This window comes from Bradyrhizobium jicamae (assembly GCF_001440395.1).
GTDB classification, from domain to species: domain Bacteria; phylum Pseudomonadota; class Alphaproteobacteria; order Rhizobiales; family Xanthobacteraceae; genus Bradyrhizobium; species Bradyrhizobium jicamae.
On record NZ_LLXZ01000064.1, the window covers coordinates 42,530 to 66,712 of the forward strand.

At 62.8% G+C, this 24,183-nt stretch carries 23 protein-coding genes and 1 pseudogene; 9 read left to right on the forward strand and 15 right to left on the reverse strand.

Annotated elements, in window-relative coordinates:
• The first annotated feature begins 170 nt into the window (after positions 1-170).
• The gene (locus tag CQ12_RS10465) at positions 171-1,427 is read left to right on the forward strand and encodes an Hsp70 family protein (protein WP_057835227.1); all 1,257 of its coding nucleotides are present in this window, start codon (positions 171-173) and stop codon (positions 1,425-1,427) included.
• Positions 1,428-1,454: 27 nt separating this feature from the next.
• Here CQ12_RS10465 and CQ12_RS10470 read toward each other — a convergent pair whose 3' ends face one another.
• The 14 genes and pseudogenes from CQ12_RS10470 to CQ12_RS10535 all read right to left on the reverse strand — a co-directional run bounded on the left by CQ12_RS10470 (position 1,455) and on the right by CQ12_RS10535 (position 15,307).
• A complete protein-coding gene (locus tag CQ12_RS10470; RefSeq protein WP_057835228.1) occupies positions 1,455-1,982 on the reverse strand; it encodes a carboxymuconolactone decarboxylase family protein in 528 nt (175 codons plus the stop codon).
• A gap of 531 nt (positions 1,983-2,513) precedes the next feature.
• Positions 2,514-2,873 (reverse strand): Zn-ribbon domain-containing OB-fold protein, encoded by a 360-nt coding sequence (locus tag CQ12_RS10475; RefSeq protein ID WP_057835229.1) that lies wholly within the window; start codon positions 2,871-2,873, stop codon positions 2,514-2,516.
• The gene (locus CQ12_RS10480) at positions 2,870-4,006 is read right to left on the reverse strand and encodes a thiolase family protein (RefSeq protein WP_057835230.1); all 1,137 of its coding nucleotides are present in this window, start codon (positions 4,004-4,006) and stop codon (positions 2,870-2,872) included. Before CQ12_RS10480 ends, CQ12_RS10475 begins: the two co-directional genes overlap by 4 nt.
• Positions 4,007-4,124: 118 nt before the next feature.
• Positions 4,125-5,290 (reverse strand): annotated as a pseudogene (locus CQ12_RS10485) (acyl-CoA dehydrogenase family protein).
• Between the two features lie 9 nt (positions 5,291-5,299).
• Positions 5,300-6,502, reverse strand: a complete 1,203-nt coding sequence (locus CQ12_RS10490) for a CaiB/BaiF CoA transferase family protein (RefSeq protein WP_057835231.1) — start codon at positions 6,500-6,502, stop codon at positions 5,300-5,302.
• A gap of 122 nt (positions 6,503-6,624) precedes the next feature.
• Positions 6,625-6,834 carry a hypothetical protein gene (locus CQ12_RS10495; RefSeq protein ID WP_057835232.1) on the reverse strand — a complete coding sequence of 70 codons (210 nt, stop codon included), beginning with the start codon at positions 6,832-6,834 and terminating at the stop codon, positions 6,625-6,627.
• A gap of 120 nt (positions 6,835-6,954) precedes the next feature.
• Positions 6,955-8,124: an acetyl-CoA acetyltransferase gene (locus CQ12_RS10500; RefSeq protein WP_057835233.1), complete on the reverse strand. Its 1,170-nt coding sequence runs from the start codon at positions 8,122-8,124 to the stop codon at positions 6,955-6,957.
• A 55-nt stretch (positions 8,125-8,179) separates the two neighbouring features.
• Positions 8,180-8,830 carry a bifunctional 4-hydroxy-2-oxoglutarate aldolase/2-dehydro-3-deoxy-phosphogluconate aldolase gene (eda, locus tag CQ12_RS10505; protein WP_057835234.1) on the reverse strand — a complete coding sequence of 217 codons (651 nt, stop codon included), beginning with the start codon at positions 8,828-8,830 and terminating at the stop codon, positions 8,180-8,182.
• Positions 8,827-9,771: a sugar kinase gene (locus tag CQ12_RS10510; protein ID WP_057835235.1), complete on the reverse strand. Its 945-nt coding sequence runs from the start codon at positions 9,769-9,771 to the stop codon at positions 8,827-8,829. The genes eda and CQ12_RS10510 overlap by 4 nt, the downstream gene beginning before the upstream one ends.
• A gap of 33 nt (positions 9,772-9,804) precedes the next feature.
• Positions 9,805-10,791 (reverse strand): D-erythronate dehydrogenase, encoded by a 987-nt coding sequence (gene denD / locus CQ12_RS10515; protein ID WP_057835236.1) that lies wholly within the window; start codon positions 10,789-10,791, stop codon positions 9,805-9,807.
• A gap of 109 nt (positions 10,792-10,900) precedes the next feature.
• Positions 10,901-11,836, reverse strand: coding sequence for a carbohydrate ABC transporter permease (locus tag CQ12_RS10520; RefSeq protein WP_057835237.1), 936 nt, complete (start codon positions 11,834-11,836; stop codon positions 10,901-10,903).
• Positions 11,829-12,788, reverse strand: a complete 960-nt coding sequence (locus CQ12_RS10525; RefSeq protein ID WP_057835238.1) for a carbohydrate ABC transporter permease — start codon at positions 12,786-12,788, stop codon at positions 11,829-11,831. Before CQ12_RS10525 ends, CQ12_RS10520 begins: the two co-directional genes overlap by 8 nt.
• A 76-nt stretch (positions 12,789-12,864) precedes the next feature.
• Positions 12,865-14,184, reverse strand: a complete 1,320-nt coding sequence (locus tag CQ12_RS10530) for an ABC transporter substrate-binding protein (protein WP_057835239.1) — start codon at positions 14,182-14,184, stop codon at positions 12,865-12,867.
• 55 nt (positions 14,185-14,239) lie between these two features.
• Positions 14,240-15,307 (reverse strand): ABC transporter ATP-binding protein, encoded by a 1,068-nt coding sequence (locus CQ12_RS10535; RefSeq protein ID WP_057835240.1) that lies wholly within the window; start codon positions 15,305-15,307, stop codon positions 14,240-14,242.
• Between the two features lie 193 nt (positions 15,308-15,500).
• Between CQ12_RS10535 and gntR the strand changes: the two genes are divergently transcribed.
• The 7 genes from gntR (at position 15,501) to CQ12_RS10570 (ending at position 21,845) form a co-directional block, all read left to right on the forward strand.
• The gene (gene gntR, locus CQ12_RS10540) at positions 15,501-16,532 is read left to right on the forward strand and encodes an HTH-type transcriptional regulator GntR (RefSeq protein ID WP_057835241.1); all 1,032 of its coding nucleotides are present in this window, start codon (positions 15,501-15,503) and stop codon (positions 16,530-16,532) included.
• A 191-nt stretch (positions 16,533-16,723) separates the two neighbouring features.
• Positions 16,724-18,544: an IlvD/Edd family dehydratase gene (locus tag CQ12_RS10545; RefSeq protein ID WP_057835242.1), complete on the forward strand. Its 1,821-nt coding sequence runs from the start codon at positions 16,724-16,726 to the stop codon at positions 18,542-18,544.
• A gap of 134 nt (positions 18,545-18,678) precedes the next feature.
• A complete protein-coding gene (locus CQ12_RS10550) occupies positions 18,679-19,413 on the forward strand; it encodes an SDR family oxidoreductase (RefSeq protein WP_057835243.1) in 735 nt (244 codons plus the stop codon).
• 11 nt (positions 19,414-19,424) lie between these two features.
• Positions 19,425-20,171 carry an SDR family NAD(P)-dependent oxidoreductase gene (locus CQ12_RS10555; RefSeq protein WP_057835244.1) on the forward strand — a complete coding sequence of 249 codons (747 nt, stop codon included), beginning with the start codon at positions 19,425-19,427 and terminating at the stop codon, positions 20,169-20,171.
• 1 nt (position 20,172) lies between these two features.
• A complete protein-coding gene (locus CQ12_RS10560; protein ID WP_057835245.1) occupies positions 20,173-20,568 on the forward strand; it encodes a GFA family protein in 396 nt (131 codons plus the stop codon).
• A gap of 119 nt (positions 20,569-20,687) precedes the next feature.
• Positions 20,688-21,368 (forward strand): site-2 protease family protein, encoded by a 681-nt coding sequence (locus tag CQ12_RS10565; RefSeq protein ID WP_057835246.1) that lies wholly within the window; start codon positions 20,688-20,690, stop codon positions 21,366-21,368.
• Positions 21,369-21,413: 45 nt separating this feature from the next.
• On the forward strand, positions 21,414-21,845 hold the full coding sequence (locus CQ12_RS10570; RefSeq protein ID WP_157088120.1) for a hypothetical protein: 432 nt from the start codon (positions 21,414-21,416) through the stop codon (positions 21,843-21,845).
• Between the two features lie 24 nt (positions 21,846-21,869).
• On the opposite strand, the gene CQ12_RS10575 is transcribed toward CQ12_RS10570, so the two are convergent.
• A complete protein-coding gene (locus tag CQ12_RS10575; RefSeq protein WP_057835248.1) occupies positions 21,870-22,781 on the reverse strand; it encodes a helix-turn-helix domain-containing protein in 912 nt (303 codons plus the stop codon).
• A gap of 170 nt (positions 22,782-22,951) precedes the next feature.
• Between CQ12_RS10575 and CQ12_RS10580 the strand changes: the two genes are divergently transcribed.
• Complete coding sequence (locus CQ12_RS10580; protein WP_057835332.1) at positions 22,952-24,178, forward strand: amino acid ABC transporter substrate-binding protein; 1,227 nt, start codon at positions 22,952-22,954, stop codon at positions 24,176-24,178.
• Positions 24,179-24,183 lie beyond the last annotated feature (5 nt).

Below are 24,183 nucleotides of genomic sequence, written 5' to 3' on the forward strand. Positions count from 1 at the left end.
TGAACCATCTCGGATTGATTTGCCAACCCGCCGCACGAAAGAAATTGATCTGTGGATCGGCCCTGTCGGTCGACCCTGGGCACCCGGGAATCACAGGAAAAACACGCCGAGATAAGGGTGGATTGATGGCCTCGTAATGTGTAAACGGGCGCTCCCTCCCGGAGCCTCCCATGTCGATCTGCGGCCTTGATTTCGGAACGTCGAACACGACGCTCGGCACCATTGATGGCCGGGCGCCCGCGCTGGCGCCGCTCGAGGCGGCCCACACCACGATTCCCAGTGCGATCTTCTATGAGCCGAATGGCAACGTCCTGATCGGCCGCAGGGCCATGGAGGCCTATGTCGAAGGCACGGCCGGCCGGCTGATGCGCAGCCTGAAATCGGTGCTCGGCACCTCGCTGATCGAGGAAACCACCCGGCTCGGACGCGCCCGGGTCGGCTTCCGCGACGTGATTGCCTATTATGTCGGTGCGGTCAAACGCCGCGCGGAACAGGCAACTAGCCGCGAACTGCGCCGTGTCGTCCATGGCCGCCCCGTGCATTTCGTCGACAATGCGCCGGACGCCGACCGCAAGGCCGAGGAAACCCTGCGGTCGATCGCAATGGGAGCGGGCTTCGAAGAGGTCACGTTTCAGTTCGAGCCGATTGCGGCGGCTCTCGACTATGAGCGGCAGATCGCATCCGAGGAACTCGCATTGATCGCCGATATCGGCGGCGGCACGTCGGATTTTTCGATCGTGCGCCTGGGGCCCGAGCGTCATGGCAAGGCCGATCGTGCGGCCGATATCCTCGCCAATGACGGCGTGCGGATCGGCGGCACCGATTTCGACCGTCAGCTCAGCCTCGGCGTCGTCATGCCGCTGTTCGGATTCCGCAGCGCCATGAAGCGTGCCGGGCTTGACGTGCCGTCGAGCTATTTTCACGACCTCGCCACCTGGTCGAGCATCAACCGCATGTATGAGTCGCGCGTGATGACCGATATCCGGCAGGTCCGCCAGCAGGCGAGCCGGCCGGAACTTCTCGACCGGCTGATCCGCGTGATCCACGAACAGCGCGGCCATACGCTGGCGATGGAAGTCGAGGATGCCAAGATCGCGCTCTCCGAGAAACCGCGCGCGGACATTTCCCTGGAATGGGTCGCTCCCGGCCTCAGCGCTGACATCGGCCGCCCCGATCTCGTCAACCACACAAAACAGTTGGCCGATCGCATCGCTGCACGTATCAGGAACTGCCTGGTTCAGGCCGGCCTTGCCGCCGGCGATATCGATTCCGTTTTCCTGACCGGCGGTTCCGTAAAGCTCGCCCACGTCCAGAAGGCGATCACCAAGGCCGTGCCGTCGGCCCGCATCGTCGAAGGCGACATCTTCGGCGCCGTCGGCAAGGGGCTGACGCTGGAGGCGCTGCGCCGATACGGGCCTGCGAATTGAGGCCCGTCTTCGCGGAACAGTGGCTGTTCAGCCCACCACTTCCGTCACCGGTTGGAGATCGACGGCAAACGTTTCCAGAAACTTCGACGTCATGATGTAAAAGCCGACCGAGAGCTGCAGTTCGATCAATGCGGCCGGGCTCAGCTTGGCGGCAATCGCGCTGAAGGTCGCCTCCGTCGGCTTGTGACGTTTGACGATTTCATCAGTGAACGCCAGCGCGGCGCGCTGCACGTCGTTGAAGCACGTTGCCGATTCCCAGTTCTCCAGCGCCTCGTTCTGCTCGTCGGTAACACCGACATTCTTGCCGATCCGCTTGTGGGCGACGATTTCGTAAGGCGACTCGCACAGGATGCCGGTGCGGGTGATGGCGAGTTCGCGCACGATCGGGTCCAGTTCGCCCTTGTGTCTGATCGCTCCGCCGAGCCGGCAATACTGTTCGAGATAGCTCGGCGAATGCGCCATCATCCGGAAGATGTTCGCATTGCGGTTTTTGCCGAGCAGTTCTCGGGTGCGATCGTTGTGCTTGGCAGGATCGCTATATTCAATGCGGGCCATTACTTCACCTTGGGCTTTGCACTTTTCTGATTTGCTGACAGAGGGATCATGCACCGCAGCAGGAGCCCGATCAACCGTCGAAACGCGGCCGCCGCGGGTTCGAGCCAGCACCCAAGCCCTTAGATCCGCGCCAAAAAACTCCCTTTCTCGCGCACAAACCGGCTGCGAGCGAGACAAATTGCCGCCTCAATGCTGGTCGATTCTCGGGACTGTCGATATTCGCTGAGTGGGGACTCAAAAGAGCGAATACTCGTCGCGCGGGGTGTTCCGAGTAAAACCAAACTGAGCTCATCAGGCCTTCACGGGCAAGGATGACTCATGCCCAAGTCTAGGGAGTTAGGCATGAAGGAAGCCACCAGGAAGGCGGCCTCGGAAGCGCTCGCGCAGATGTTGGCGGTATCAGCAATGCTCGTTATCGCCAGCGTTGTGTTCTACTGGCACTGAATGTTGACGCGTCGAAGCACTCAGATTTTTCACCCGTTCCGCGTAATTCTGGGTTGCTTCGTTGCGTGAGCATTGTGTCTGAACACGTCACTTCGTCTTCTCGAAATACGGGATCAGCTTTCCAGCAAACGGCCGATAGCTTGCGATGACCGCATCGCCGATGGCGAGATCGTTGTCGCCATGCGCCATCATGCGAAAACCCTCCACTGTATCGACCAGCACGATGTTATAGGGAACATGCGCGCGCGTCTCCGGCGTCGCCGCACGGCACACCAGCGAGGTCGCATAGACAGTCGCGATTCCGCTTGCTTGCTTCTGTGCCGGATCCGGCGCGCCACAGGCGGCGCAGAAGTTGCGGCGGAAATACTGTACGTTCCCGCAGGCCGGGCAGGATTGATAGACGATGGCCTCGGCGCCCTTGGTCCAGTCCGCTGACTTGTCGCTCATCGCACCCGCTCCAGGAACATGCTGACATGCGACGACAGCACGCCACCGTCGCCGTGCAATAGCGCAATCGAGGCATCGCGGACCTGCCGGGGACCGGCACGCCCGGTCATCTGCAGATGCGTCTCGACCAGATGCGCCATCGCGCCGCCGACGCCGCAATGGCCATAGCTCAACAGGCCGCCATGGGTGTTGAGCGGCATGGCGCCGTCGCGGCCGAAATGCCCTGCCCGCACCCGCGCCGCTGCCTCGCCGCGCCCGGCAAGGCCGAGGTCTTCTAGGAGCATCGCCAGCGTGATGGTGAAACTATCGTAGACCGCAGCGTAGCGCACATCCGATATCGCGACGCCCGAGGCGGCCTTCGCCTTGGCAATCGCGATCTCGGCGCCGAGTTCGCTCAAGGCCGGCGCGGCGGTGACGTGCTGGTGGGTGTGTGCCTGCGCGCAGCCGCGCACGCGAATGCCGGTCGCGGAGGTCGGCTCGCGGCTGACCACGAACGCCGCGCCGCCGTCGGACACCGGGCAGCAGTCCAAAAGCTTGAGCGGCATCGCCACCGGTTTTGAGGCCATCACATCGGCGACGGTGATCGGTTCGTGAAATTGCGCGCCGGGATGGGTCATCGCGTGCGAGCGCATCAGCACCGCAAATTCGGCGAGGTCTTCCTGGGTGACGCCATACTCATGCATGTAGCGCGAGGCGACGAGGCCGTAATAGGCGGGGATCGTCGGCCCCAGGCTCACCTCGTAGTCGGGATGGCCGACCTGCGCCAGCGCCTGGATCGAGGCGTCGCGGCTTTGCCCGGTGAGACGGTTTTCGCCGCCGACCACCAGCACATGTCTTGCCACGCCGGCATCGACTAGATGATGCGCCAGCATCGTCATCGCAAGCCCGGTGGCGCCGCCGACCTGCACGGCGTGGGCATAGGACGGCTGAATGCCGAAATGTTCAGCGAATACGGTCGCCAGCATGATGTGCGGCGAGACCGTGGAATAGCCGCAGAGAATGCCGTCGACCTCGGAGCGCTTCAGCCCGGCATCGGCAATGGCTGTCTCAGCGGCCTTGCTCATGAGATCGAGCGAGGACGAGCCTTCATGCTTGCCATAGGACGTCAGTCCAACGCCGGTGATGAAGCTCATGGTTGTTCCGGTTCCCTCTTCGTCATCCGGGGCGCGTCGCAGACGCGAACTCGGAATCTCGAGGTTCCGGGTTCGATGCTTCGCATCGCCCCGGAACGACGTTAGAGCTCAGTCATCTTCAATACGACTTCGGCAGACTCAGCACCTTCTCCGCGATAAAACTGAGAATGAGCTGCGGGCTGATCGGGGCGATGCGCGGGATCAGCGATTCCCGCAAGTAACGCTCGACGTGATATTCCTTGGCGTAACCGAAGCCACCATGCGTCATCACCGCCTGCTCGCAGGCGTGGAAGCCGGCTTCCGCCGCGAGATATTTCGCAGCATTGGCGGCCGGCCGCATTGCATGCCCTGGTCGTATTGCCAGCCGGCGGAGAGCACCATCAGCCACGCGGCTTCCAGCTCCATCCAGTTCTTCGCCAGCGGATGCTGGATACCTTGATTCATGCCGATCGGGCGATTGAACACGATGCGGTTCTTCGCATAGGCGGCGGCCCGCGACAGCGCAACCTGGCCCAACCCCACCGCTTCGGCCGCGATCAGGATGCGCTCCGGATTCATGCCGTGCAGGATATATTCGAAGCCGCGGCCTTCCTCGCCGAGACGATCTTCCACCGGGATTTCAAAATTCTCGAAAAACAATTCGTTTGAATCGACGGGCTTGCGGCCCATCTTTTCGATCTCGTGCACGGTGACGCGCTGCTTGTCGAAATCGGTGTAGAACAGGCTCAGGCCGTGGGTCGGGTTCTTCACCTCTTCGAGCGGCGTGGTGCGCGCCAAAAGCAAAATCTTGTTGGCGACCTGCGCGGTGGAAATCCAGACCTTCTGGCCGTTGACGACGTATTTGTCGCCCTTGCGCACCGCGCGTGTCTTCAGTTGCGTGGTGTTGAGCCCGGTATTGGGTTCGGTCACGGCAAAGCACGACTTGTCGCGACCGTCGATGATCGGCGGCAACATCCGCGTGCACTGCTCCTTGGTGCCGAACACGACGACGGGATTGAGCCCGAACACGTTCATATGAACGGCGGAGGCACCGGACATGCCGGCGCCCGATTCCGAAATCGTCCGCATCATGATTGCGGCGTCGGTGATGCCGAGCCCTGCCCCGCCATATTCCTCGGGAATGCAGATGCCGAGCCAGCCGGCATCCGCCAGCGCGCGGTGGAAGTCGGCGGGATAGCCGCCTTCCTTGTCCTTCTTTAGCCAATAGGCATCGTCGAAACGCGAGCAGATCTTTCCGACCGCGTCACGGATCGATTCCTGGTTGGCGGATAGCGCAAAATCCATATGTCCGTCCTACGTGTTTGGTACGGCCTTGGTAACGCCTTCGCGAACCAGGCTTGCGATTTCATCCGGCGTGAAGCCGGCCTCTTGCAGAATTTCGGCGCTGTGCTCGCTCAGGCGCGGCGCCAACCGCTTTGTTTCAACCGGCGTTTCGGAAAACCGCGTCGATGGCCTCATGTTGCGAATGCGGCCCTCGGTCGGATGCTTGACGACCGGAAAGAACTTCGTCGCGACGATGTGGGGATCGCCGAGCAGGCTTTCGAGATCGTGCATCGGCATAACAGGCACATCGGCTTTCTCGAGGATCGCGGTCCACTCGGCGGTGGTCTTGGTCTCGAGGATGCGCGCCAGCTCGGCATAAACCGTATCGATATTGGCGGCGCGGCCGGCGAAGGTCGCAAATTTCGGGTGAACGCGAAGATCCTCTCGTCCAGTAGCATCGAAGAAGTTCTGCCACTGCTTGTCGTTGTAGACGATCACGCAGATATAGCCATCTGACGTCTTGTAGGGACGGCGGTCCGGCGACAAATGACGGGCGTAGCCGCCCTTGTCGAGCGGCGGCTCATAGGTGAGGCCGCCCATGTGGTCGCCCATCACGAAGCCGGCCATGGTTTCGAACATCGGGATGTCGACGCGCTGGCCGCGCCCGGTACGGTCACGGTCGACCAGGCTGGCGCAGATCGCACCCACCGCAGTCAATCCGACGATGCGGTCGACCAGCGCATTGGGAACGTAGCGCGGCACGCCGTCGGCCGTCTGCGCCATCAGCGCCGGAAGTGCGGTTGCGCCCTGGATCAGATCGTCATAGGCGGGCTTTGCCGCATAGGGGCCGTCCTGGCCGAAACCGAACACGCCGGCATAGATCAGGCGCGGATTGACTTGCGACACCACGTCGTAGCCGAGGTTCAGCCGCGCCATCGCCTGCGGGCGCACATTGTAGACCAGCACGTCGGCGGATTTGATCAGCCGCAGCACCGCGTCGCGCCCGGCCGGTTTCTTCAGGTCGAGGCAGATGGAGCGCTTGCTGCGGTTGGTGTTGAGGAACACCGGTCCCATGCCGGGATGGCGCGTCGGCCCGATCTGCCGCGTCACGTCGCCGTCGAGCGATTCAACCTTGATGACGTCGGCGCCGTAATCGCCGAGCGTCTGGGTTGCATAGGGCCCCATCAGCACGGTCGTCATGTCGATGACCTTGATGCCCGCCAATGGTCCCATGGATCAGCTTGCTCCCGCTTAGCGGCCATCGCCGGCCGCATTGTTGTGGGAACCAAGTAACGGCAGGCGCTTGCGAAGATCAAGGCGCGCTCAGCGTATGGCCGTATGCGCGATGGCGGCGGCTATGTCGTCGGCGGCTTGGATCTGGCGTCGCGCTCCCGGGTCAGGCGTTCCAGCTCTTCATTCTGCTGGTGGAGGCGGTCGGCGATGCGCGCTTCGTTCTGTTCGCCGGAGGCGGCGGCAGCCTGTTCGATCAACTGCCGGATATTGTCTTCCAGAATTCTGATCCGGTTGTTCAGTTCTGCCGATGACAACGAACTTTCGTTGCTCATGATGTACGCTCCGGAAATTGTAGGGTGGGCAAAGTGACGCCCACCGGCCTCATCTCGCGGTACTCATGGTGGGCACGGCGCAACTGCGCCTTTGCCTACCCTACGGTAGCACATTCGCGGCTACTTTGCGGGCTCCAGTACGGAGACGTAATTGGCCACCGCCGCGCCACCCATGTTGAAGATGCCCGCAAGCTTCGGGTTCTTGAGCTGCATGCCCTCGGGCGCCTGGCCGGCGAGTTGCATCGCGCTCATCACATGCATGGAGACGCCGGTGGCGCCGATCGGGTGGCCCTTGGCCTTCAGGCCGCCGGATGGATTGACCGGCAGCTTGCCGTCCTTCAGCGTCCAGCCTTCCTTGATCGCACGGGCGCCCTGCCCGCGCGGCGTCAGGCCCATCGCTTCATATTCGATCAGTTCGGCGACCGTGAAGCAATCGTGCGTTTCGACAAAGGAGAGATCGGTGAGCTGCACGCCGGCCTGCGCCAGCGCGCGTTGCCAGGCGACCGTGCAGCCTTCGAACTGCAGGATGTCGCGCTTGGACATCGGCAGGAAATCCTGCGCATGCGCGGTGGCGCGGAAGTTCACCGCCTTGCCCATGGCCTTCGCGGTCTCCCTATCGGTCAGCACCAGCGCCGCCGCGCCATCAGACACCAGCGAACAGTCCGTGCGTTTCAGCGGGCCAGCGACATAGGGGTTCTTCTCGCTCTCGGAACGGCAGAACTCGAAGCCGAAATCCTTGCGCATCTGCGCATAGGGATTGGCGACGCCGTTCTTGTGGTTCTTGGCCGCGATCATCGCCAGAGCGTCCGACTGGTCGCCATATTTCTGGAAATAGCCATGCGCGATCTTGCCGAATACGCCGGCGAAGCCGCCGACGGTGTCGCCATCCTCGGGCAGATAGGACGCCTTCAGGAGATAGCGCCCGATATCGGCCGAGGGCGTCCGCGTCATCTGCTCGACGCCGACCACCAGCACAATCCTGGCCGCGCCCGAGGCGATTGCCCGAATGCCCTGATGCACCGCCGCCGTACCGGTGGCGCAGGCGTTCTCAACACGGGTTGTCGGCTTGAAACGCAGCTTGGGATCGGCCTGCAGCACGAGCGAGGCGGTAAAATCCTGCGGCGAGAAGCCAGCATTGAAATGCCCAAGCACGATCTCGTCGACGTCTTCGGCTGAGATACCGGCGTCGGCCAGCGCGTCGGTCGCAACCTTCACCACGAGGCTTTCGACGGTTTCGGCGTCGAACTTGCCGAATGGCGTGTGCGCCCATCCGACGATGCTGGCTGTCATGGTCGTTCTCCCTGTTCCGGTTCTGAAGCCCTTGTAGCCTATCGGGAAAAAGACTTCACGCCGGTTTCAGCGATTTCAGGGTGCGCTGGCACATGGCGGTTATGCCGGCCCAATTGCCGGCCCGTATATCCGCTGCCGGGCAGATCCAGGAACCGCCGACCGCCACTACGTTCGGCTCGGCCAGCCAGGACGCCGCGTTGGCCTCGCCGATGCCGCCGGTTGGACACACCCTGATGTTCGGGAACGGTCCCGCCAGCGCCCGAAGTGCCTTGATACCGCCGGCCTGCTCGGCGGGAAAGAATTTCACGAGATCGAAGCCGGCCGCCAGCGCCTGCATCAGCTCGGAAGCGGTCGCGATCCCCGGGGCAAACGGCAGGTCGCTTGCGGCGGCAGCCTTCAAAAGCTCTGGCGTTGCGCCCGGGCTGATGCCGAATTTGGCCCCGAGCGCCTTCGCGCGTGCCAGATCGTCGCCGTTGAGGATCGTGCCGATGCCGACGATGGCGTCCGGCACCTCCGCGATCATGGCCTTGGCGGCGTCGGCGGCGACCGGCGTCCGCAGGGTGACTTCCAGCACGCGCACCCCGCCGGCCACCAGCGCGCGCGCCAGCGGCACCGCATCTTCCAGCCGTTCGATGGTGAGCACGGGGATGACGGTGGCGGACTTGAAGATGGCGGCGAGTTTTTCCTGCCTTGTGGCTGCGGTCATGGCGATGCCTTGCGAGAATTGGCGTGGTTCGGGATGAGCCCCGGCGGCATCGCCGCACGCGGGATAATTGCACCGGGATGGCATACCACAACGCCAGCCAGACGATGCCCCGCCCGGGCGGCCTCAATCGGATCCGCACCCACGAGGCGCGCGGCCACGTAGGCGGCCGCAAAGCTGTCGCCGGCCGCCGTCGTATCTACGACGGGCTCCTCCACCGGCTTCGCCTTGATCGGATAAGGAACGCCTTCCAGGCGCACGATGCTCGCCGGCTCGGAAAGCTTCAACACCACCTCAGCCCCGGGAATCCGCGCCAGCAAGGTTTCGTTGGTTACACCCGGATAGAGCGGCAGCAAATCCTCCGTGGAGGCCAGCACGATATCGGCCGTGGCAAAGGCCTCGCGGAAAACGTCGCGGGCGACGTCGAGGTCGGGCCAGCCGCGCGCCCGGAAATTGGTATCGAAGGCGAACCGCGCGCCGGCTTCACGCGCGCTTCTTAGCGCCCCAAACAGCCGCGCCCGGCCCTCCCCGCCATAGAGCGACAGCGTGATCGCGGAGAGATAGATGACGTCATAGCTCGCCAACGAATCCAGGATCTCCGGCGTCTGCGGCAAATCCATCAGGCTGCGCGCCGCGGCGCTGTCGCGCCAGTGGAAGAACCGGCGTTCGCCCTTGTCGTCGGTCTGGATCATGTAGAGGCCCGGCAGCTTGCCGGCCAGCCGCGCCACGCTGGCGGTGCCGACCCCCTCGGCCGCCCAACCCGCGATCATCTCCTCGCTAAGGCTGTCGTCGCCAAGCGCGGTGATGTAATCGACGCCGGCGCCAAGGCGGGCGAGATAGACGGCGGTATTGAGCGTGTCGCCGCCATAGCCGCGCGAAAACAGGCCGCCATCGGCCTGCTTCAGCTCGACCATGCATTCGCCGATGCAGGCTACCCTGCTCATGACCGCATCCACGCTGGGAAACGTGAAGCCACGTCAGCCTGCGAACTTGCCGCCGAGTTCATCCTCGATGTGGATCCGGATGATGTCGTCGAACGTCTTCTCGGCGGTGGTGAAGCCGAGCTTGAGCGCGCGGTCGGTGGAAAAATCGCGCGGCCAGCCCGATACAATACTGATGATGGTCGGATCGGGCACGCGCTTGATGCGCGCGGTGACGTTCTTGCCGGCGACGCGGTCGAGCGCGGCGATCTGTTCGCCGACAGTCACGGACATGCCGGGCATGCTGAGATTGCGCCGCGGGCCCATCGCGTCGAGATCCATGGTGCCGGCGTGGACCAGAAAGCCGACCGCCGATTTCGGCGAGGCGTGCCAGTGCCGGACATCCTCGGACACCGGCAAGATGGCCTCCTCGCCCGCCAGCGGCTCGCGGATGATGTTGGAGAAGAAGCCGGAAGCCGCCTTGTTCGGCTTGCCCGGACGCACACAGATCGTCGGCAGGCGAATGCTGATGCCGTCGAGCAGGCCCTTGCGGGTGTAGTCGTTGATCAGGAGTTCGCAGATCGATTTCTGCGTGCCGTAGCTCGTCAGCGGCGTATGAAAGAATTCGTCGCCGATCTTTTCCGGGAACGGCGCGCCGAACACCGCAATCGAGGACGTGAACACCAGCCGCGGCTTGTAGCCGCCACCGGCGTGACGGATGGCATCGATCAGATGGCGGGTGCCGTCGAGATTGATGCGGTAGCCCTTGTCGAATTCGGCTTCCGCCTCGCCGGAGACGATGGCGGCGAGATGAAAGATCACCTCCGGCCGGTGTGCGATCAGCGGCGCCGCCGCGCCGGCATTGGCAAAATCGGAAGACACGACCTGGATCGGGATCGACGCGTTGGCAGGCTTGGCGGGCGCCACCACGTCCTGCAACGTCATGCGGGTGATGGCGTGCTTGCCGAGGCGGCCGTCGCGCAGCAGGCGGTCGGTCAACTTGCGGCCAACCATGCCGGCGGCGCCGAGAATCAGAACGTGCAAGACCCGTCTCCTTTTTTTGGCCTTCTATAGCGTTTTCAGGCGAAGTGGGAATCGGTTCGCGTGAAGAAAACGCGTCAAGAGATGATGTCAGATACGGGCCTTGAAGCGCTCACTCTTTCACGGCTCCCGTCATGGCCGACACATAGTGCTCGACGAAGAAGGCGTAAAGGATGACGAGCGGCAAAGAGCCCGCCAGCGCGCCCGCCATCAGCGAGCCCCAGCGATAGACGTCGCCATCGACGAACTCGTTGACGATCGCGACCGGCACCGTCTTGTTGGAGGTCGATTGCAGGAACGTCAGCGCGTAGATGAACTCGTTCCAGCACAATGTGAAGCAGAAGATGAACGCCGAGATCAGCCCGGGGATCGCCAGCGGCAGCACGATCTTGATCAGGATCTGCCAGCGGCTGGCACCGTCGATCAGCGCACACTCTTCCAGCTCGAACGGGATGGTCTTGAAATAGCCCATCAGCAGCCAGGTCGAGAACGGGATCAGGATCGTCGGATAGGTCAGGATCAGCGCGAGCGGCGAGTCGAACAGCCCGTACTGGAACACGACAGTGGCAAGCGGAATGAACAGGATCGACGGCGGCACGAGGTAGGCAAGGAAGATCAGGCCACCGACGAGATTGGCACCCTTGTAGCGCAGCCGCACGATGGCATAGGCCGCGAGCACGCTAGCGATAATCGACAGGATGGTGGCGCCGACCGCGACATACATCGTGTTCCACAGCCACCGCGGATAGTAGCTCTCAAACAACAGCTTGTAGAAGTGCTTGAAGGTCGGCTCCCAGGTCCAGAACGGATTGTAGGTTTCCATGTCGAGGAGCTGCGCATCCGGCTTCACGGCCGTAAGCGCCATCCAGTAGAACGGGAACAGCAGGACAACGACGATGATCAACAGCGGCAAATAGAGCGTCACCAGCCGGCGCGGCACCGACTGCAGATAGCTCATGCCCTCGCTGTGGTCTTCCTTTGCAACCGTCGGCGCCGAAGCCGACAGCACGCCCTTGAGATCGATACGCGTGGTCGGGAGATCAGTCATTGTTTTCTCCCTGCTGCCACTTGCGCCGCTGCAAGCCGAACCAGGAAACCATGATGGCGGCGAGCAGGAACGGAATCATGGCGCTGGAAATCGCGGCGCCTTCGCCCAGTTGGCCGGCGATGATCGCCCGCTGGTAGGACAAGGTCGCCATCAGGTGCGTCGAGTTCACCGGACCGCCACGGGTCATCGCCCAGATCAACTGGAAGTCGGTGAAAGTGAACAGCACCGAGAAGGTCATCACGACCGCGATGATCGGGGTGAGCAAGGGATAGGTGATGTGGCGGAACATCTGCCAGCGTGTTGCACCGTCGAGTGTCGCCGCCTCGTAGAGCGAAGGCGACACCGTCTGCAAGCCGGCGAGCAGCGTGATCGCGACGAACGGCACGCCACGCCAGATGTTGGCGAAGATCACGCAGATACGCGCCCACGTGGTGTCGCCCAGGAAATTGATGTTGTAGTCGATGATGCCGAGATGTTTCAGCGACCAGGAGATGATCGAGAACTGAGAATCGAAAATCCACCAGAAGGCCAGTGCCGACAGCACGGTCGGCACGATGAAGGGGATCAGCACCGCTGCACGCAGCATCGCCTTGAATGGCAAGTTCTCGTTCAGGAGCAGCGCGAGATAGAGGCCGATGCCAAATTTGATGGCACTGGCGACAAACGTGTAGAGCAGCGTATTGGTGACCGAGAGCCAGAAGATCGCATCGTCCCACAGCCACTCGTAGTTCTCGATACCGATGAACTGCCCGACCCGACCGATCTTGGTATCGGTGAGCGAGAGCCAGATGCCGAGCCCGAGGGGGTAGGCCAGGAAAAAGATCAGGAACCCCATCGCTGGCACCATGAACCAGAAACCGAGCCAGTTCCTGTTGTGCTTGACCTGGTCCCACGCCGTCGCTTCGCGAAGCTGCGGCTTGGCTTTGGTCGGCGTGAGTACAATGTCAGCCATGGGCCGATTCCCGGGCGATGCCACTCGTGGTGAGATTGGAACGGGCGGCGGTCAGCCGCCGCCCGTCGCTCGCGTTCTAGCGATAGATGCGCTTCAACTGCCGCTCGGCTTCCGCCATGGCGGTCTTGGCATCCTTGGCGCCGGTGCAGTAGTTGGCGAACATGTCGACGACGATAAAGTCAGCGATCGCGGTCGCCGCCTTTTCGCCGACCTTGCCGATGCCTGAGGCGGGCAGCGCGCGCTTGCTCGCCTGGGCAAACACCGCGTTCTTCGGGTCCGCGGTCCACACTGGCGCAGCGTCGTAGGCGTTGAGCGTGTGGGTGAGGTAGCCGCGGGCGCCCGTCAGCCACTTGTCGTAGTTTTCCTTCTCGAGCATGAAGGCGACAAAGGCCTTTGCGGCGTTCGGATATTTCGTGAAGTTGAACGCCAGGATCGGCACCGCGAGCTGCAACTCGGTCGGCTTGCCGATCGGGCCCACCGGCCACAGCGCATGATACGTGTCTTCGGTGAGTTCCTTCTTGGTGGGATCGTCCTTGGCGGCGACATAGATCGAGATGCCGTTGGCGGTGCAGTACAACTCGCCGGCAAGGTATGCCTTGTTGTTCGAGCCGTCATTCCAGGATGCGGTGCCTGGAATGAAGGTGTCGGACAGCGCTTTGCAATATTCCAGCGCTTTCATCGTCTCCGGCGAGTTGATGATGACCTTGTCGTCCTTGTCGACGGTCCAGGCATTGTGGCCCCAGAGGATCCAGGCGAGCCAGGCGTTGGCGTCACCGGTGGCATGACCGAGCGCGAAACCGGCCGGGGTGTTGTTGGCCTTGAGCTTCTTGCACAACTCCAGGAAGCCCGGAAAATCCGTCGGGAATTCCTTGAAGCCCGCCTTGTCGACCGCGGACTTGCGATACGTCAGATAGCCGCCGACGGTTGCGACAGGGATGCCGAGCCAGTCGTTGCCCAGCATGCAGGTCTTCTGAGCGGCATCGGTCCATCCGCCGTATTTCTTGCCGAGGTAGTCGGCAACGTCGTTCATTTTCAGGACCTTGGTCGGGAACAGCTGCGGCAGCGTGTGCAGGCCCCAAGCGAGGTCGAGACCCGAGCCGACATTGGCGGCGACCGACGCTTTCGGCTGCACGTCCTCGAACGCCTCCGAGAAGACGTTCATCTCGGTGCCGGTCGCGGTCTTGAAAGCGGCGACCATGGCATTGAAGGCGTCGTCCTCCGCCGGCACGAAACGCTTCCAGCGCATCACGGTGAGCTTGGCGCCGGGCTCCGCCTTCCACGGCGAGGCCTGCGCCCAGGCCTTGGCGAAATCGAGCAGTGCGGGTCCGGTCAAGGCGCCGGTCGCCGCCAGTGCCGTGCCACCCTGAAGCAGAGAGCGGCGGGTAAAGTCATGCATGGTCCATCCTCCCTTTGAATATTTTTTAGTTATTGCTCAGCCACTTAAGTTCTTGTCAGCCATTCAGTCGCTTGCCAGTCGCCTCGTCGAACAGATGCACGAGCGACGGATCCGGCTTGAGCCGGATTTTGTCGCCCGGATTGAATTGATGACGCTCGCGGAACACGGCGACCACCTGTTCTCCGCCAAGCTTGGCGAAGACCTGGGTTTCCGATCCGGTCGGCTCGACCACGACGATCTCGGCTTCGGCGCCGTCATCGGCGATGGTGAAATGTTCGGGCCGCACGCCGTAGACGGCCGGCTGGCCCTCGGAATTGGCGGGGGCGGATTTCAGCGGCAGCTTGACGCCGTTCGGACCTTCGAACCCGGCGCTGCCGTTCGACTTCACCTTGCCCTTGAGGAAGTTCATCGCCGGCGAACCGATGAAGCCGGCGACGAACTGGTTGGCCGGGGTGTCGTAGAGTTCGAGCGGGGTGCCCATCTGCTCGACGATGCCGTCATGCATCACGACAATCTTGTCGGCCATGGTCATGGCCTCGATCTGATCGTGGGTGACGTAAACCGTGGTGGTCTTCAGCCGCTGGTGCAGTTCCTTGATCTCGGTGCGCATCGCGACGCGCAGCTTGGCGTCGAGGTTGGACAAGGGCTCGTCGAAAAGGAACACCTGCGGATCGCGCACGATGGCGCGGCCCATGGCGACGCGCTGGCGCTGGCCGCCCGACAACTGCCGGGGATAACGATCGAGCAGCGGGGTCAGCGCGAGGATTTCAGCGGCGCGCTTGACGCCGGTGGAGATCTCATCCTGCTTGGCGCCGCGCAGCTTGAGCGAAAAGCCCATATTGTCGGCGACGGTCATATGCGGATAGAGCGCATAGTTCTGGAACACCATGGCAATGTCGCGCTCTTTGGGCTGGACATTGTTGACCACGCGGTCGCCGATCGAAATCGTGCCGGAGGTGATGTTCTCGAGGCCGGCGAGCATCCGCAGCAAAGTCGATTTGCCGCAACCGGAGGGGCCGACAAGCACGACGAATTCGCCATCCTCGATCGGAATCGACACGCCGTGCAAAACTTCAAAACTGCCGAACGACTTGCGCACGTCGCGAATCTGTACCGACGACATCGAATTCACTCCCCTCATTGTTCTGTTATTGGCGCCACAAGCGGGCGGCGGCGCCTTGCTGTCTTTTCGACTCTAATGCCGGAAGCCGAATTCAACGGTCATTATCATCCGCAGTTTGTCGGTTTTTAGCAATCCGATGGTAGCGCTGTCAATAATTGTTCAAACGTCTAATCTGTTGTGGTATGAGCGCAAGATGGGACGAAAACAGACAAAGTCTGGCAAAATCCGCCTCACCGAGGTCGCCAAGCTCGCGGGCGTCAGTCCCATTACGGCATCGCGTTTTTTCAGGAACCCCGAAGCGCTGTCGGAAAGCAAGCGGGAACGCGTCGACAGCGCGGTGAAGGAACTGGGTTACGTTCCCAATCTCGCCGCGCGCGCCCTCGCCTCGCACCGCACCGAAGTCATCGGCGTCGTGATTCCGTCTCTCACCAACAATGTGTTCGCCGATGTGTTGCGCGGCATCTATGATTCATCCGAAGGCAGCCGCTACTCCATTCAGCTTGCCAATACGCGATACAGCATCCTGCAGGAGGAAAAGCTGCTGCGGCTGTTTCGGGCGCAGAAGCCCGCAGGGCTGATCGTCACGGGCATCAATCAGACCGCGGAATCGCGCACGATCCTGGAGTCGATGAATTGCCCGGTCACGCAAATCATGGAGATCGGCGACAGCCCGGTCGACATGATGGTCGGCTTTTCGCATTATGACGCAAGTTTTGCCGCGATCTCTCACATTCTGGAGCAAGGGCACCGCCGCATCGGATTTCTCGGCGCGCGAATGGATCCGCGCGTGCAACGGCGGTTCGAAGGGTATCGTGATGCCATGAAAGCGGCATCCCTGTTCGATCCGAACCTCGTCGTCACCACGTCGGTGCCGACAACGGTCACGCTTGGCGGGACGTTGTTCGCCGATCTTCTGACGCGGGCAGCCGAGATCGACGCCGTATTCTGCGTCAACGACGACCTGGCGCTGGGCGTGCTGTTCGAATGCCAGCGCCGCCAGATCGCGGTACCGCGCGACCTGGCGATCGTCGGCTTCAACGACCTGGAGTTCATGGCGTCCGCGGTCCCCTCCCTCACCAGCGTGCGCACCAATCGCTATGAAATGGGAAGACACGCCGTCACCATGGTGATCGACGCGATCGAAGGCCGCCGGCCGCGAGAGCCCGTGCTCGACCTCGGCTTTCAGCTCATGGTCCGCGAAAGCTCGATGCCGCAAACCGCGTAACGATGACGTCAGACACAAGGTCGCAGCGGGTGACGAAAATGGTAGCGCTACCTTTCGGAGCGAACTAGGATTGACTTACCTGAAACCGATTGACGCGGGCGAGCGCGTTTGCAGCGGATGAAATTTTCAGCATTGTGCAATCGCTGCCTCGATTTGAACCGCTCACCCGGTTTGCAGTGCGGGAGGACCCAATGAAGAAGAACGACAACAAGACTGCCACCAACGGCAAGGGCCGCAGGCTGCGCTCCCTCGAATGGTTCGACAACCCGCACAATCCGGGCATGACGGCGCTCTATCTCGAGCGCTATCTCAATTACGGCCTGACCCGGGAGGAATTGCAATCCGGCAAGCCGATCATCGGCATCGCCCAGACCGGCAACGACCTCTCCCCGTGCAACCGGCATCATCTCGAACTGGCGCACCGCGTGCGCGAAGGCATTCGCGCGGCCGGCGGCATCGCGATGGAATTTCCGACGCATCCGATCCAGGAGACCGGAAAGCGGCCGACCGCAGCACTCGATCGCAACCTCGCCTATCTCGGCCTGGTCGAAGTGCTTTTCGGCTATCCGCTCGACGGCGTGGTGCTGACCACCGGCTGCGACAAGACCACGCCGGCCTGCATGATGGCGGCAGCGACCGTCAATCTGCCCGCGATCGTGCTCTCCGGCGGCCCGATGCTGAACGGCTGGTTCAACGGCGAGCGCACCGGGTCCGGCACCATCGTCTGGAAACAACGCGAGCGGCTTGCCGCCGGCGAGATCGACTACAACGAGTTCATCGAAATCGTGGCCTCCTCAGCCCCGTCGGTCGGCCATTGCAACACGATGGGCACGGCATCGACGATGAATTCGCTGGCGGAGGCGCTCGGCATGTCGTTGCCGGGATGCGCGGCAATCCCCGCGCCCTATCGCGAGCGCGGCCAGATCGCCTACGAGACCGGCAAGCGGATCGTCGAGATGGTCTGGGAGGACTTGAAACCCTCGGACATCCTGACCCGCAAGGCATTCGAGAACTGCATCGCCGTGAATTCGGCGATCGGCGGCTCGACCAACGCGCCGATCCACATCAACGCGCTGGCCCGGCACATCGGCGTCGAGCTCTCGATCGACGACTGGCAGAAGCATGGCCACGACATTCCGCTCCTGGTGAACATGCAGCCGGCCGGCTTCTATCTCGGCGAGGAATATCATCGCGCCGGCGGCGTGCCGTCAGTGGTGCGCGAATTGATGGCGAAGAAGCGGATCCACGAAGACGCCGTCACGGTCAATGGCCGCACCATCGGCGACAACTGCCGCGAGGCGCCCAAGCCCGACGGCGACGTGATCTGGAGCTACGACAAGCCGCTGGTGAAGGATGCCGGCTTCCTGGTGCTGCGCGGCAACCTGTTTGATTCCGCAATCATGAAGACAAGCGTGATTTCGAAGGAATTCCGCGAGCGCTACCTAGTCAATCCGAAGGACCCGAACGCGTTCGAGGGGCGCGCCATCGTGTTCGAGGGACCGGAGGATTATCACGACCGGATCGACGATCCCGCGCTCAACATCGACGAGCACTGCGTGCTGTTCATCCGCGGCGCCGGGCCGATCGGCTATCCCGGCGGTGCCGAGGTCGTGAACATGCAGCCGCCGGCGGCGCTGATCAAGCGCGGCATCCTCTCGCTGCCCTGCATCGGCGACGGCAGGCAGTCCGGCACTTCGGGCTCGCCCTCGATCCTCAACGCCTCGCCGGAAGCAGCCGCCGACGGCGGGCTCGCAATCCTGCGGACCGGCGACAAGGTTCGCATCGACCTCAACAAGGGCGACGCCAACATCCTGATTACGAGCGATGAACTGAAGAAGCGTCGCGCCGAATTGAAGGACAAGGGCGGCTTCCCCTACCCGGCCAACCAGACGCCGTGGCAGGAGGTTTATCGCTCGACCGTCGGCCAGCAGGCCACCGGCGCCTGCATGGAGCTCGCCACGCGCTATCAGAATATTGCCGGCACGGTCGGCGTGGCGCGGGATAATCATTAGGCAACCGCCGTCATTGCGAGGAGCGTAAGCGACGAAGCAATCCATTCTTCCCTTTATCGCGGTGAGATGGATTGCTTCGCTTCGCTCGCAATGACGACCAATAGACATCCAGCCAATTCTCGGAGAAGAAAAAAATGTCAGATCGCCTGAAGGGCAAGCGCGCTTTCGTCACCGCCGCCGCTGTCGGAATCGGCCGCGCCTGCGCGGTGGCCTTTGCGCGTGAAGGCGCAACGGTGTTCGCCACCGACATCGACGAAGCAAAACTCGCCGCGCTCAAGAGCGAAGGTATTGCCGACGTGGCAAAACTCGACGTGCGCGACAGCGCGGCCGTCGCCGCCATGGCCAAACGCGCCGGCAAGACCGACATCCTGCTCAATGCCGCCGGTTTCGTGCATCACGGCACGATGCTGGATTGCTCCGATGAGGACTTTGATTTTTCGTTCGACCTCAACGTCAAGTCGATGCACCGCACGATCCGCGCGTTCCTGCCGGGCATGCTGGCAAATGGCGCAGGTACAATCGTGAACATTTCCTCGGCAGCCGGCGTGGTGAAGGCTGCACCCAATCGCTACGTCTACGGCGCCACTAAAGCTGCGGTTGCGGCGCTCACCAAGTCGGTAGCCGTGGACTTCATCACCAAAGGCATACGCTGCAACTGCATCTGCCCCGGCACCGTCGAAACCCCGTCGATGCTCGATCGCGCCGCGGCTGCAGGTCCCAACGGCCGCGAAATGTTCATCGCGCGGCAACCGATGGGACGGCTCGGCACCGCCGAGGAGATCGCATCGCTTGCCGTCTATCTCGCGAGCGACGAGAGCGCGTTCACGACGGGCGTCGCGCACGTCATCGACGGCGGCTGGACGTTGTAGGAGAAAGCCCAATGAACAAGATCGATCTGAACGGCCGTTGCGCCGTCGTCACCGGCGGAGCGCAGGGTTTTGGACGTGCGATCGCCGAGCGCTTCGTTGCATCGGGCGCCAAGGTCGCGATCTGGGATCACGACCTGCCGTTTGCGGAAAAGACCGCGAAGGAAATCGGACCTGATGTCTCGGCCTTCAAGGTCGACGTGTCCGATCTCGCCGCCGTCGAGAAGACTCGTGACGAGACGCTGAAGGCGCTCGGCAAGATCGAGATCCTCGTCAACAACGCCGGTATCGCCGGCATCAACGCTACCGTGTGGGAGACCGACCTCGACGAATGGCGCAAGGTGATGCGCATCAATCTCGACGGCCCCTTCATCTGCTGCAAGGCCGTGGTGCCGGCGATGCTCAAGCAGAAATACGGCCGCATCGTCAACATCGCCTCGATCGCCGGCAAGGAGGGCAACCCCAACGCCGCGCATTATTCGGCCTCGAAGGCCGGCCTGATCGCGCTGACCAAGTCGCTCGGCAAGGAGCTTGCGCAGCATGACATTCTCGTCAATGCGGTGACGCCCGCAGCGGCCAAGACCGCGATCTTCGATCAGCTCACGCAGCAGCACATCGATTTCATGCTGTCGAAAATTCCGAAGGCGCGTTTCGTCCTGGTGGAAGAACTGGCGGCGATGGTGGCGTGGCTTTCGTCGGAGGATTGCGCGTTCTCGACCGGCGCGGTGTTCGACATTTCCGGCGGCCGGGCGACTTACTGACATGGGAACCATCCGGGAAGGCGGGTGCTTCTGCGGCGCGGTCCGGTTCAAGGCCGAGGGCGAGCCGGTCAATGTCCGCATCTGCCATTGCCGCAACTGCCAGAAGGCGATGGGCTCGCCGTTCTTTGCCCGCGCGCTGTTCGACCAACGGAATTTGACCGTCTCGGGCGACACCGCTCGCTATCCGTCGTCGGAAGCGCTCGACCGGGTGTTCTGCAAGGTTTGCGGCACGCGGCTGTTTTCCCGGCGCACCAACGGCACGGTCGTCGGCGTCGCGCTAGCCGTCTTCGACGACCGCAACGCCTTCGCGCCGACCGAACACATCTGGGTTTCGGAAAAGATGGCCTGGGTGTGCCTCGACGACGGCCTGCCGCAGTATCGGGAGACAGTTCCGTAGGTCCGTAGCCCGGATGGAGCGCCAGCGTAATCCGGGATTGTCCCACATCGGGGCGACCGTTCCCGGATTGCGCTTCGCTCCATCCGGGCTACGATGCCGGACAAACCGGGGCAGACCACTTGGACATCTCACTCTACGGCATTTCAGTCTGGATTCTCCCCCTCCTCATCGCCATCACCTTCCATGAGGCGGCGCATGCCTTTGTCGCCTGGCGGCTTGGGGACGATACGGCCTGGCAGCTCGGCCGGGTCAGCTTCAACCCGTTCAAGCATATCGATCCCTTCGGCACCGTGATTCTTCCGGGCGTGCTGGTGCTCTCGCATTCGCCGTTCGTGTTCGGTTATGCCAAGCCGGTGCCGGTGAATTTCCGGAACCTGAACCACCCCCGGCTCGACATGGTCTGGGTGGCGCTGGCGGGCCCTGCCATCAACATCGTCCTGGCGGTGATCGCAGCCCTTGCCTTCCACGCCCTGCCCCTGGTACCGGCGGACGCCGCCAAATGGACCGCGGACAACCTCAAAAACACGTTCCTGATCAATATCGTGCTGGCGATTTTCAACATGATGCCAATCCCGCCGCTGGATGGCGGCCGGGTCGCGGTCGGACTGCTGCCGCGGGTGCTGGCTTACCCGCTGTCGCGGCTGGAACCGTACGGGATGTTGATCCTGCTCGGTCTTTTAATCGTGCTTCCGGTCGTCGGCGCGCAACTCGGCCTAAATCTTGATGTTATTTCGGCGATACTGCGGACACTCATCGGATATGTGATCAGCGCGCTTCTCTTCATCACCGGCAACGCTTAAACTTCCGATAGAAACAAGCGCACAAGGGAAGAACCGACCCGGGCCATGGCGACAAAAGCTGCGGACATGTTGATTGCACGGCGCGCCGATACGCGCGCGAGGGCAGATTTCGCAACCTGGAAAATGCTGGCCAAGCTTAATGGCTTCTCCGCCCTGCCCGCCGAAGCGCAAAGCTTTCTTGAGGGCTACCGGCAATTGCTGGCGAGGATGACGGAAGCGGACGCGTCCGAAGCCACCATCCAGCTCATGTACAAGAGCTATTATGCCGAGATGGGCGGCTCCGGAACGCCGCCCGAGCTTCCTTCGCGCGCAAGCGAGCCGGTTAAGGATGCCGGCAACGTCACCGCGTTCCGGCGGCCGCCGCCGCGGCCCAAGCCTGCGGCATCCGGACCTCAGACCAAACCACGGCTTCCCGTGGCGCTGATCTTTGCGTGCCTCGCCATTGTCTATGTCAGCATCCGCCTGTACTGGCGCTGACACAGCCGCTTCGAACCATCGCACTCATGGCCACGCCGCGTAGGACGGACCGCTGCGCGCGTGCTCGAGTCTGATCTGCCGGCGATAATTTCCCGGAGATGCGCCGCGGTACTTGCGGAAGAAGCGGTTGAAATAAGCCGGATCGCGAAAACCCAATCCATATCCGATCTGCTCGACGGGAAGATCGAGCTGCTGCAGCCGCGTGCAGGCTTCGCGGACCAGGCGCTCGTGGATGATCGCGCGCGGGCCGCAGCTTTTCTCGCGCTGGCAATGCGCATGCAGCTTGTCGGAGGTGACGCCGAGCGCGTTGGCATAGCGCGCCACCGGCCAGCCGTCGCGGTAATGCAGCTCCACCATCTGCAGGAAATTGCCGACCAGCGCCGGACCGCCGCCACGCGCCGCAACCTCGTGGCGCTCGTCATGCGAGGCGCTGAGCCGCCAGAGCTGCAGACACAGCAGAAGCAGATGCGAGGAGATCAGCGTCGCGCCGCCAACGCCGGGCGCTCGCAGCTCAGCGACGATGGCGCGGCAGGATTCGGCGACCGTATCGAGCGAGGGTGGGAGCGCTTCGCCTGATATCAGCGCAACGCGCTCGGTGGTTCTGCGCAGATGCAGCGCCTCAGCGGTGCCGGCGATGATCTTGATCAGGAAATCGTCGTCGACCGATAGGAGGAAGCCGTCCGCGCCGGGGCCCACTTCGATCGTCGCGTCAGTGCTGCCCGGCAGCCAGAGCAGCGCCGGCACTTCCAGCGCAACACTGGTCCCGTGCCAGGATGCGCGTCCGCGATCCGATTGCAGCAGCAACAGATGCGCGCGCCGCTCGGACTTCTGCCGGATCACCCAGGATCGCACCGCCAGATCAGCCGAAAATGCCTCCGCACGCACCGCCAGCGCGATGCCGACCGGCAGTCCGTTCAGTCCCGGTGATGCCGCCATGCCCGCCCCTCCTGAGACAATCCGCCGCCAGTAAACCGGCGCATTTGCCAGAAAAGTACAATCTTTCCCCGGCTTCGTCCAATTCCAAGCATCCCGGGACCTCCCCTAACGTCAGGAGGACCATGAGCGCCAGTTCAATGGCGCCGGTCGAACCATCCCGGGAGGAGAACATGACGACATTTTTGACGCGGCGTGCCGCCCTGCTCGCGGCCGCGACCTGCGCCGCCACGATCGGCCTGACTGCAATTGCCGAAGCCCAAACCTCGATCAAGATCGGCTATGCGATCTCGCGCACCGGCCCGAACACCGGCGGCGCCGCCGTCACCACGATCCCCAACTACGAATTGTGGGTGAAGGAAGTAAATGCCGCTGGTGGCATCAAGCTCGGCGACAAGCGCGTCCCGATCGAGGTCGTGCAGTATGATGACCGCTCCAACGCCGAAGAGGCCGTACGCGCGCTGGAGCGGCTGATCAACCAGGACAAGGTCGATTTCATCCTGCCGCCATGGGGCACCGGCCTCAACCTGGCCGTCGGCCCGACGCTCAACCGCGAAGGCTATCCGCACCTCGCCGCAACAGCCGTGACCGACCGCGCGCCGGAACTCGCGAAGCGCTGGCCCAACAGTTTCTGGCTGCTCGGCACGTCGGCGGATGCCGCGAAGTCACTGGTCGAGTTGCTGAGCAAACTGCGCGACGAAAAGAAGATCGGCGACACCGTGGCGATGGTCAGCATCGCCGACGGCTTTGGCATCGATCTGTCCGGCGCGGCGCGGCCGGCGCTGACCAACGCGAAGTTCAAGCTCGCCTACGACAAGACCTACCCGATCGGCACGCAGGACCTGGCGCCGATCGTCAACGAGATCAAGGCGCTCAATCCCGATGTCTTCATCGCCTTCAGCTATCCGCCGGATACGCTGGCGCTGACCGAGCAATCGCGCATCGCCGGCCTCAATCCGAAAGTGTTCTATACCGGCGTCGGCACCGCCTTCCCGCTCTACAAGCAGAAGTTCGGCAAGAACACCGAAGGCGTGATGGGCATCGGCGGCTGGAGCGGCGACAGCCCGGCGATCAAGGACTACCTCGCCCGCCACAAGGCCTCGGCCGCCAACGGCGCCGAGCCGGACCGCTGGGCGAGCGCGGTGACCTATGCGAGCCTGCAGATGCTGCAGCAGGCGATCGAACGTGTCGGCAAGGTCGACCGCGCCGCCGTGATCAAGGATCTGCAGACCGGCACGTTCGACACCGTGATCGGCAAGGTCAAGCTCGAGAACAACATGCCGACGCGCTACTGGTGGGTCGGTCAGTGGCAGGATGGCGAGTTCTACGGCGTCGCACCGGCGGGCAACGAAGGCGCGCGCAAAGCGATCGTGCCGAAGCCGGCGTGGGTGGCACCGTAACATCA

Excerpts from the sequence above, each read along its gene's own strand:
- CQ12_RS10465 (WP_057835227.1), top strand. The coding sequence starts at position 171 with ATGTCGATCTGCGGCCTTGATTTCGGAACGTCGAACACGACGCTCGGC.
- CQ12_RS10470 (WP_057835228.1), bottom strand. The coding sequence starts at position 1,982 with ATGGCCCGCATTGAATATAGCGATCCTGCCAAGCACAACGATCGCACC.
- CQ12_RS10475 (WP_057835229.1), bottom strand. The coding sequence starts at position 2,873 with ATGAGCGACAAGTCAGCGGACTGGACCAAGGGCGCCGAGGCCATCGTC.
- CQ12_RS10480 (WP_057835230.1), bottom strand. The coding sequence starts at position 4,006 with ATGAGCTTCATCACCGGCGTTGGACTGACGTCCTATGGCAAGCATGAA.
- CQ12_RS10490 (WP_057835231.1), bottom strand. The coding sequence starts at position 6,502 with ATGGGACCATTGGCGGGCATCAAGGTCATCGACATGACGACCGTGCTG.
- CQ12_RS10495 (WP_057835232.1), bottom strand. The coding sequence starts at position 6,834 with ATGAGCAACGAAAGTTCGTTGTCATCGGCAGAACTGAACAACCGGATC.
- CQ12_RS10500 (WP_057835233.1), bottom strand. The coding sequence starts at position 8,124 with ATGACAGCCAGCATCGTCGGATGGGCGCACACGCCATTCGGCAAGTTC.
- eda (WP_057835234.1), bottom strand. The coding sequence starts at position 8,830 with ATGACCGCAGCCACAAGGCAGGAAAAACTCGCCGCCATCTTCAAGTCC.
- CQ12_RS10510 (WP_057835235.1), bottom strand. The coding sequence starts at position 9,771 with ATGAGCAGGGTAGCCTGCATCGGCGAATGCATGGTCGAGCTGAAGCAG.
- CQ12_RS10520 (WP_057835237.1), bottom strand. The coding sequence starts at position 11,836 with ATGACTGATCTCCCGACCACGCGTATCGATCTCAAGGGCGTGCTGTCG.
- CQ12_RS10525 (WP_057835238.1), bottom strand. The coding sequence starts at position 12,788 with ATGGCTGACATTGTACTCACGCCGACCAAAGCCAAGCCGCAGCTTCGC.
- CQ12_RS10530 (WP_057835239.1), bottom strand. The coding sequence starts at position 14,184 with ATGCATGACTTTACCCGCCGCTCTCTGCTTCAGGGTGGCACGGCACTG.
- CQ12_RS10535 (WP_057835240.1), bottom strand. The coding sequence starts at position 15,307 with ATGTCGTCGGTACAGATTCGCGACGTGCGCAAGTCGTTCGGCAGTTTT.
- gntR (WP_057835241.1), top strand. The coding sequence starts at position 15,501 with ATGGGACGAAAACAGACAAAGTCTGGCAAAATCCGCCTCACCGAGGTC.
- CQ12_RS10545 (WP_057835242.1), top strand. The coding sequence starts at position 16,724 with ATGAAGAAGAACGACAACAAGACTGCCACCAACGGCAAGGGCCGCAGG.
- CQ12_RS10550 (WP_057835243.1), top strand. The coding sequence starts at position 18,679 with ATGTCAGATCGCCTGAAGGGCAAGCGCGCTTTCGTCACCGCCGCCGCT.
- CQ12_RS10555 (WP_057835244.1), top strand. The coding sequence starts at position 19,425 with ATGAACAAGATCGATCTGAACGGCCGTTGCGCCGTCGTCACCGGCGGA.
- CQ12_RS10560 (WP_057835245.1), top strand. The coding sequence starts at position 20,173 with ATGGGAACCATCCGGGAAGGCGGGTGCTTCTGCGGCGCGGTCCGGTTC.
- CQ12_RS10570 (WP_157088120.1), top strand. The coding sequence starts at position 21,414 with ATGGCGACAAAAGCTGCGGACATGTTGATTGCACGGCGCGCCGATACG.
- CQ12_RS10575 (WP_057835248.1), bottom strand. The coding sequence starts at position 22,781 with ATGGCGGCATCACCGGGACTGAACGGACTGCCGGTCGGCATCGCGCTG.
- CQ12_RS10580 (WP_057835332.1), top strand. The coding sequence starts at position 22,952 with ATGACGACATTTTTGACGCGGCGTGCCGCCCTGCTCGCGGCCGCGACC.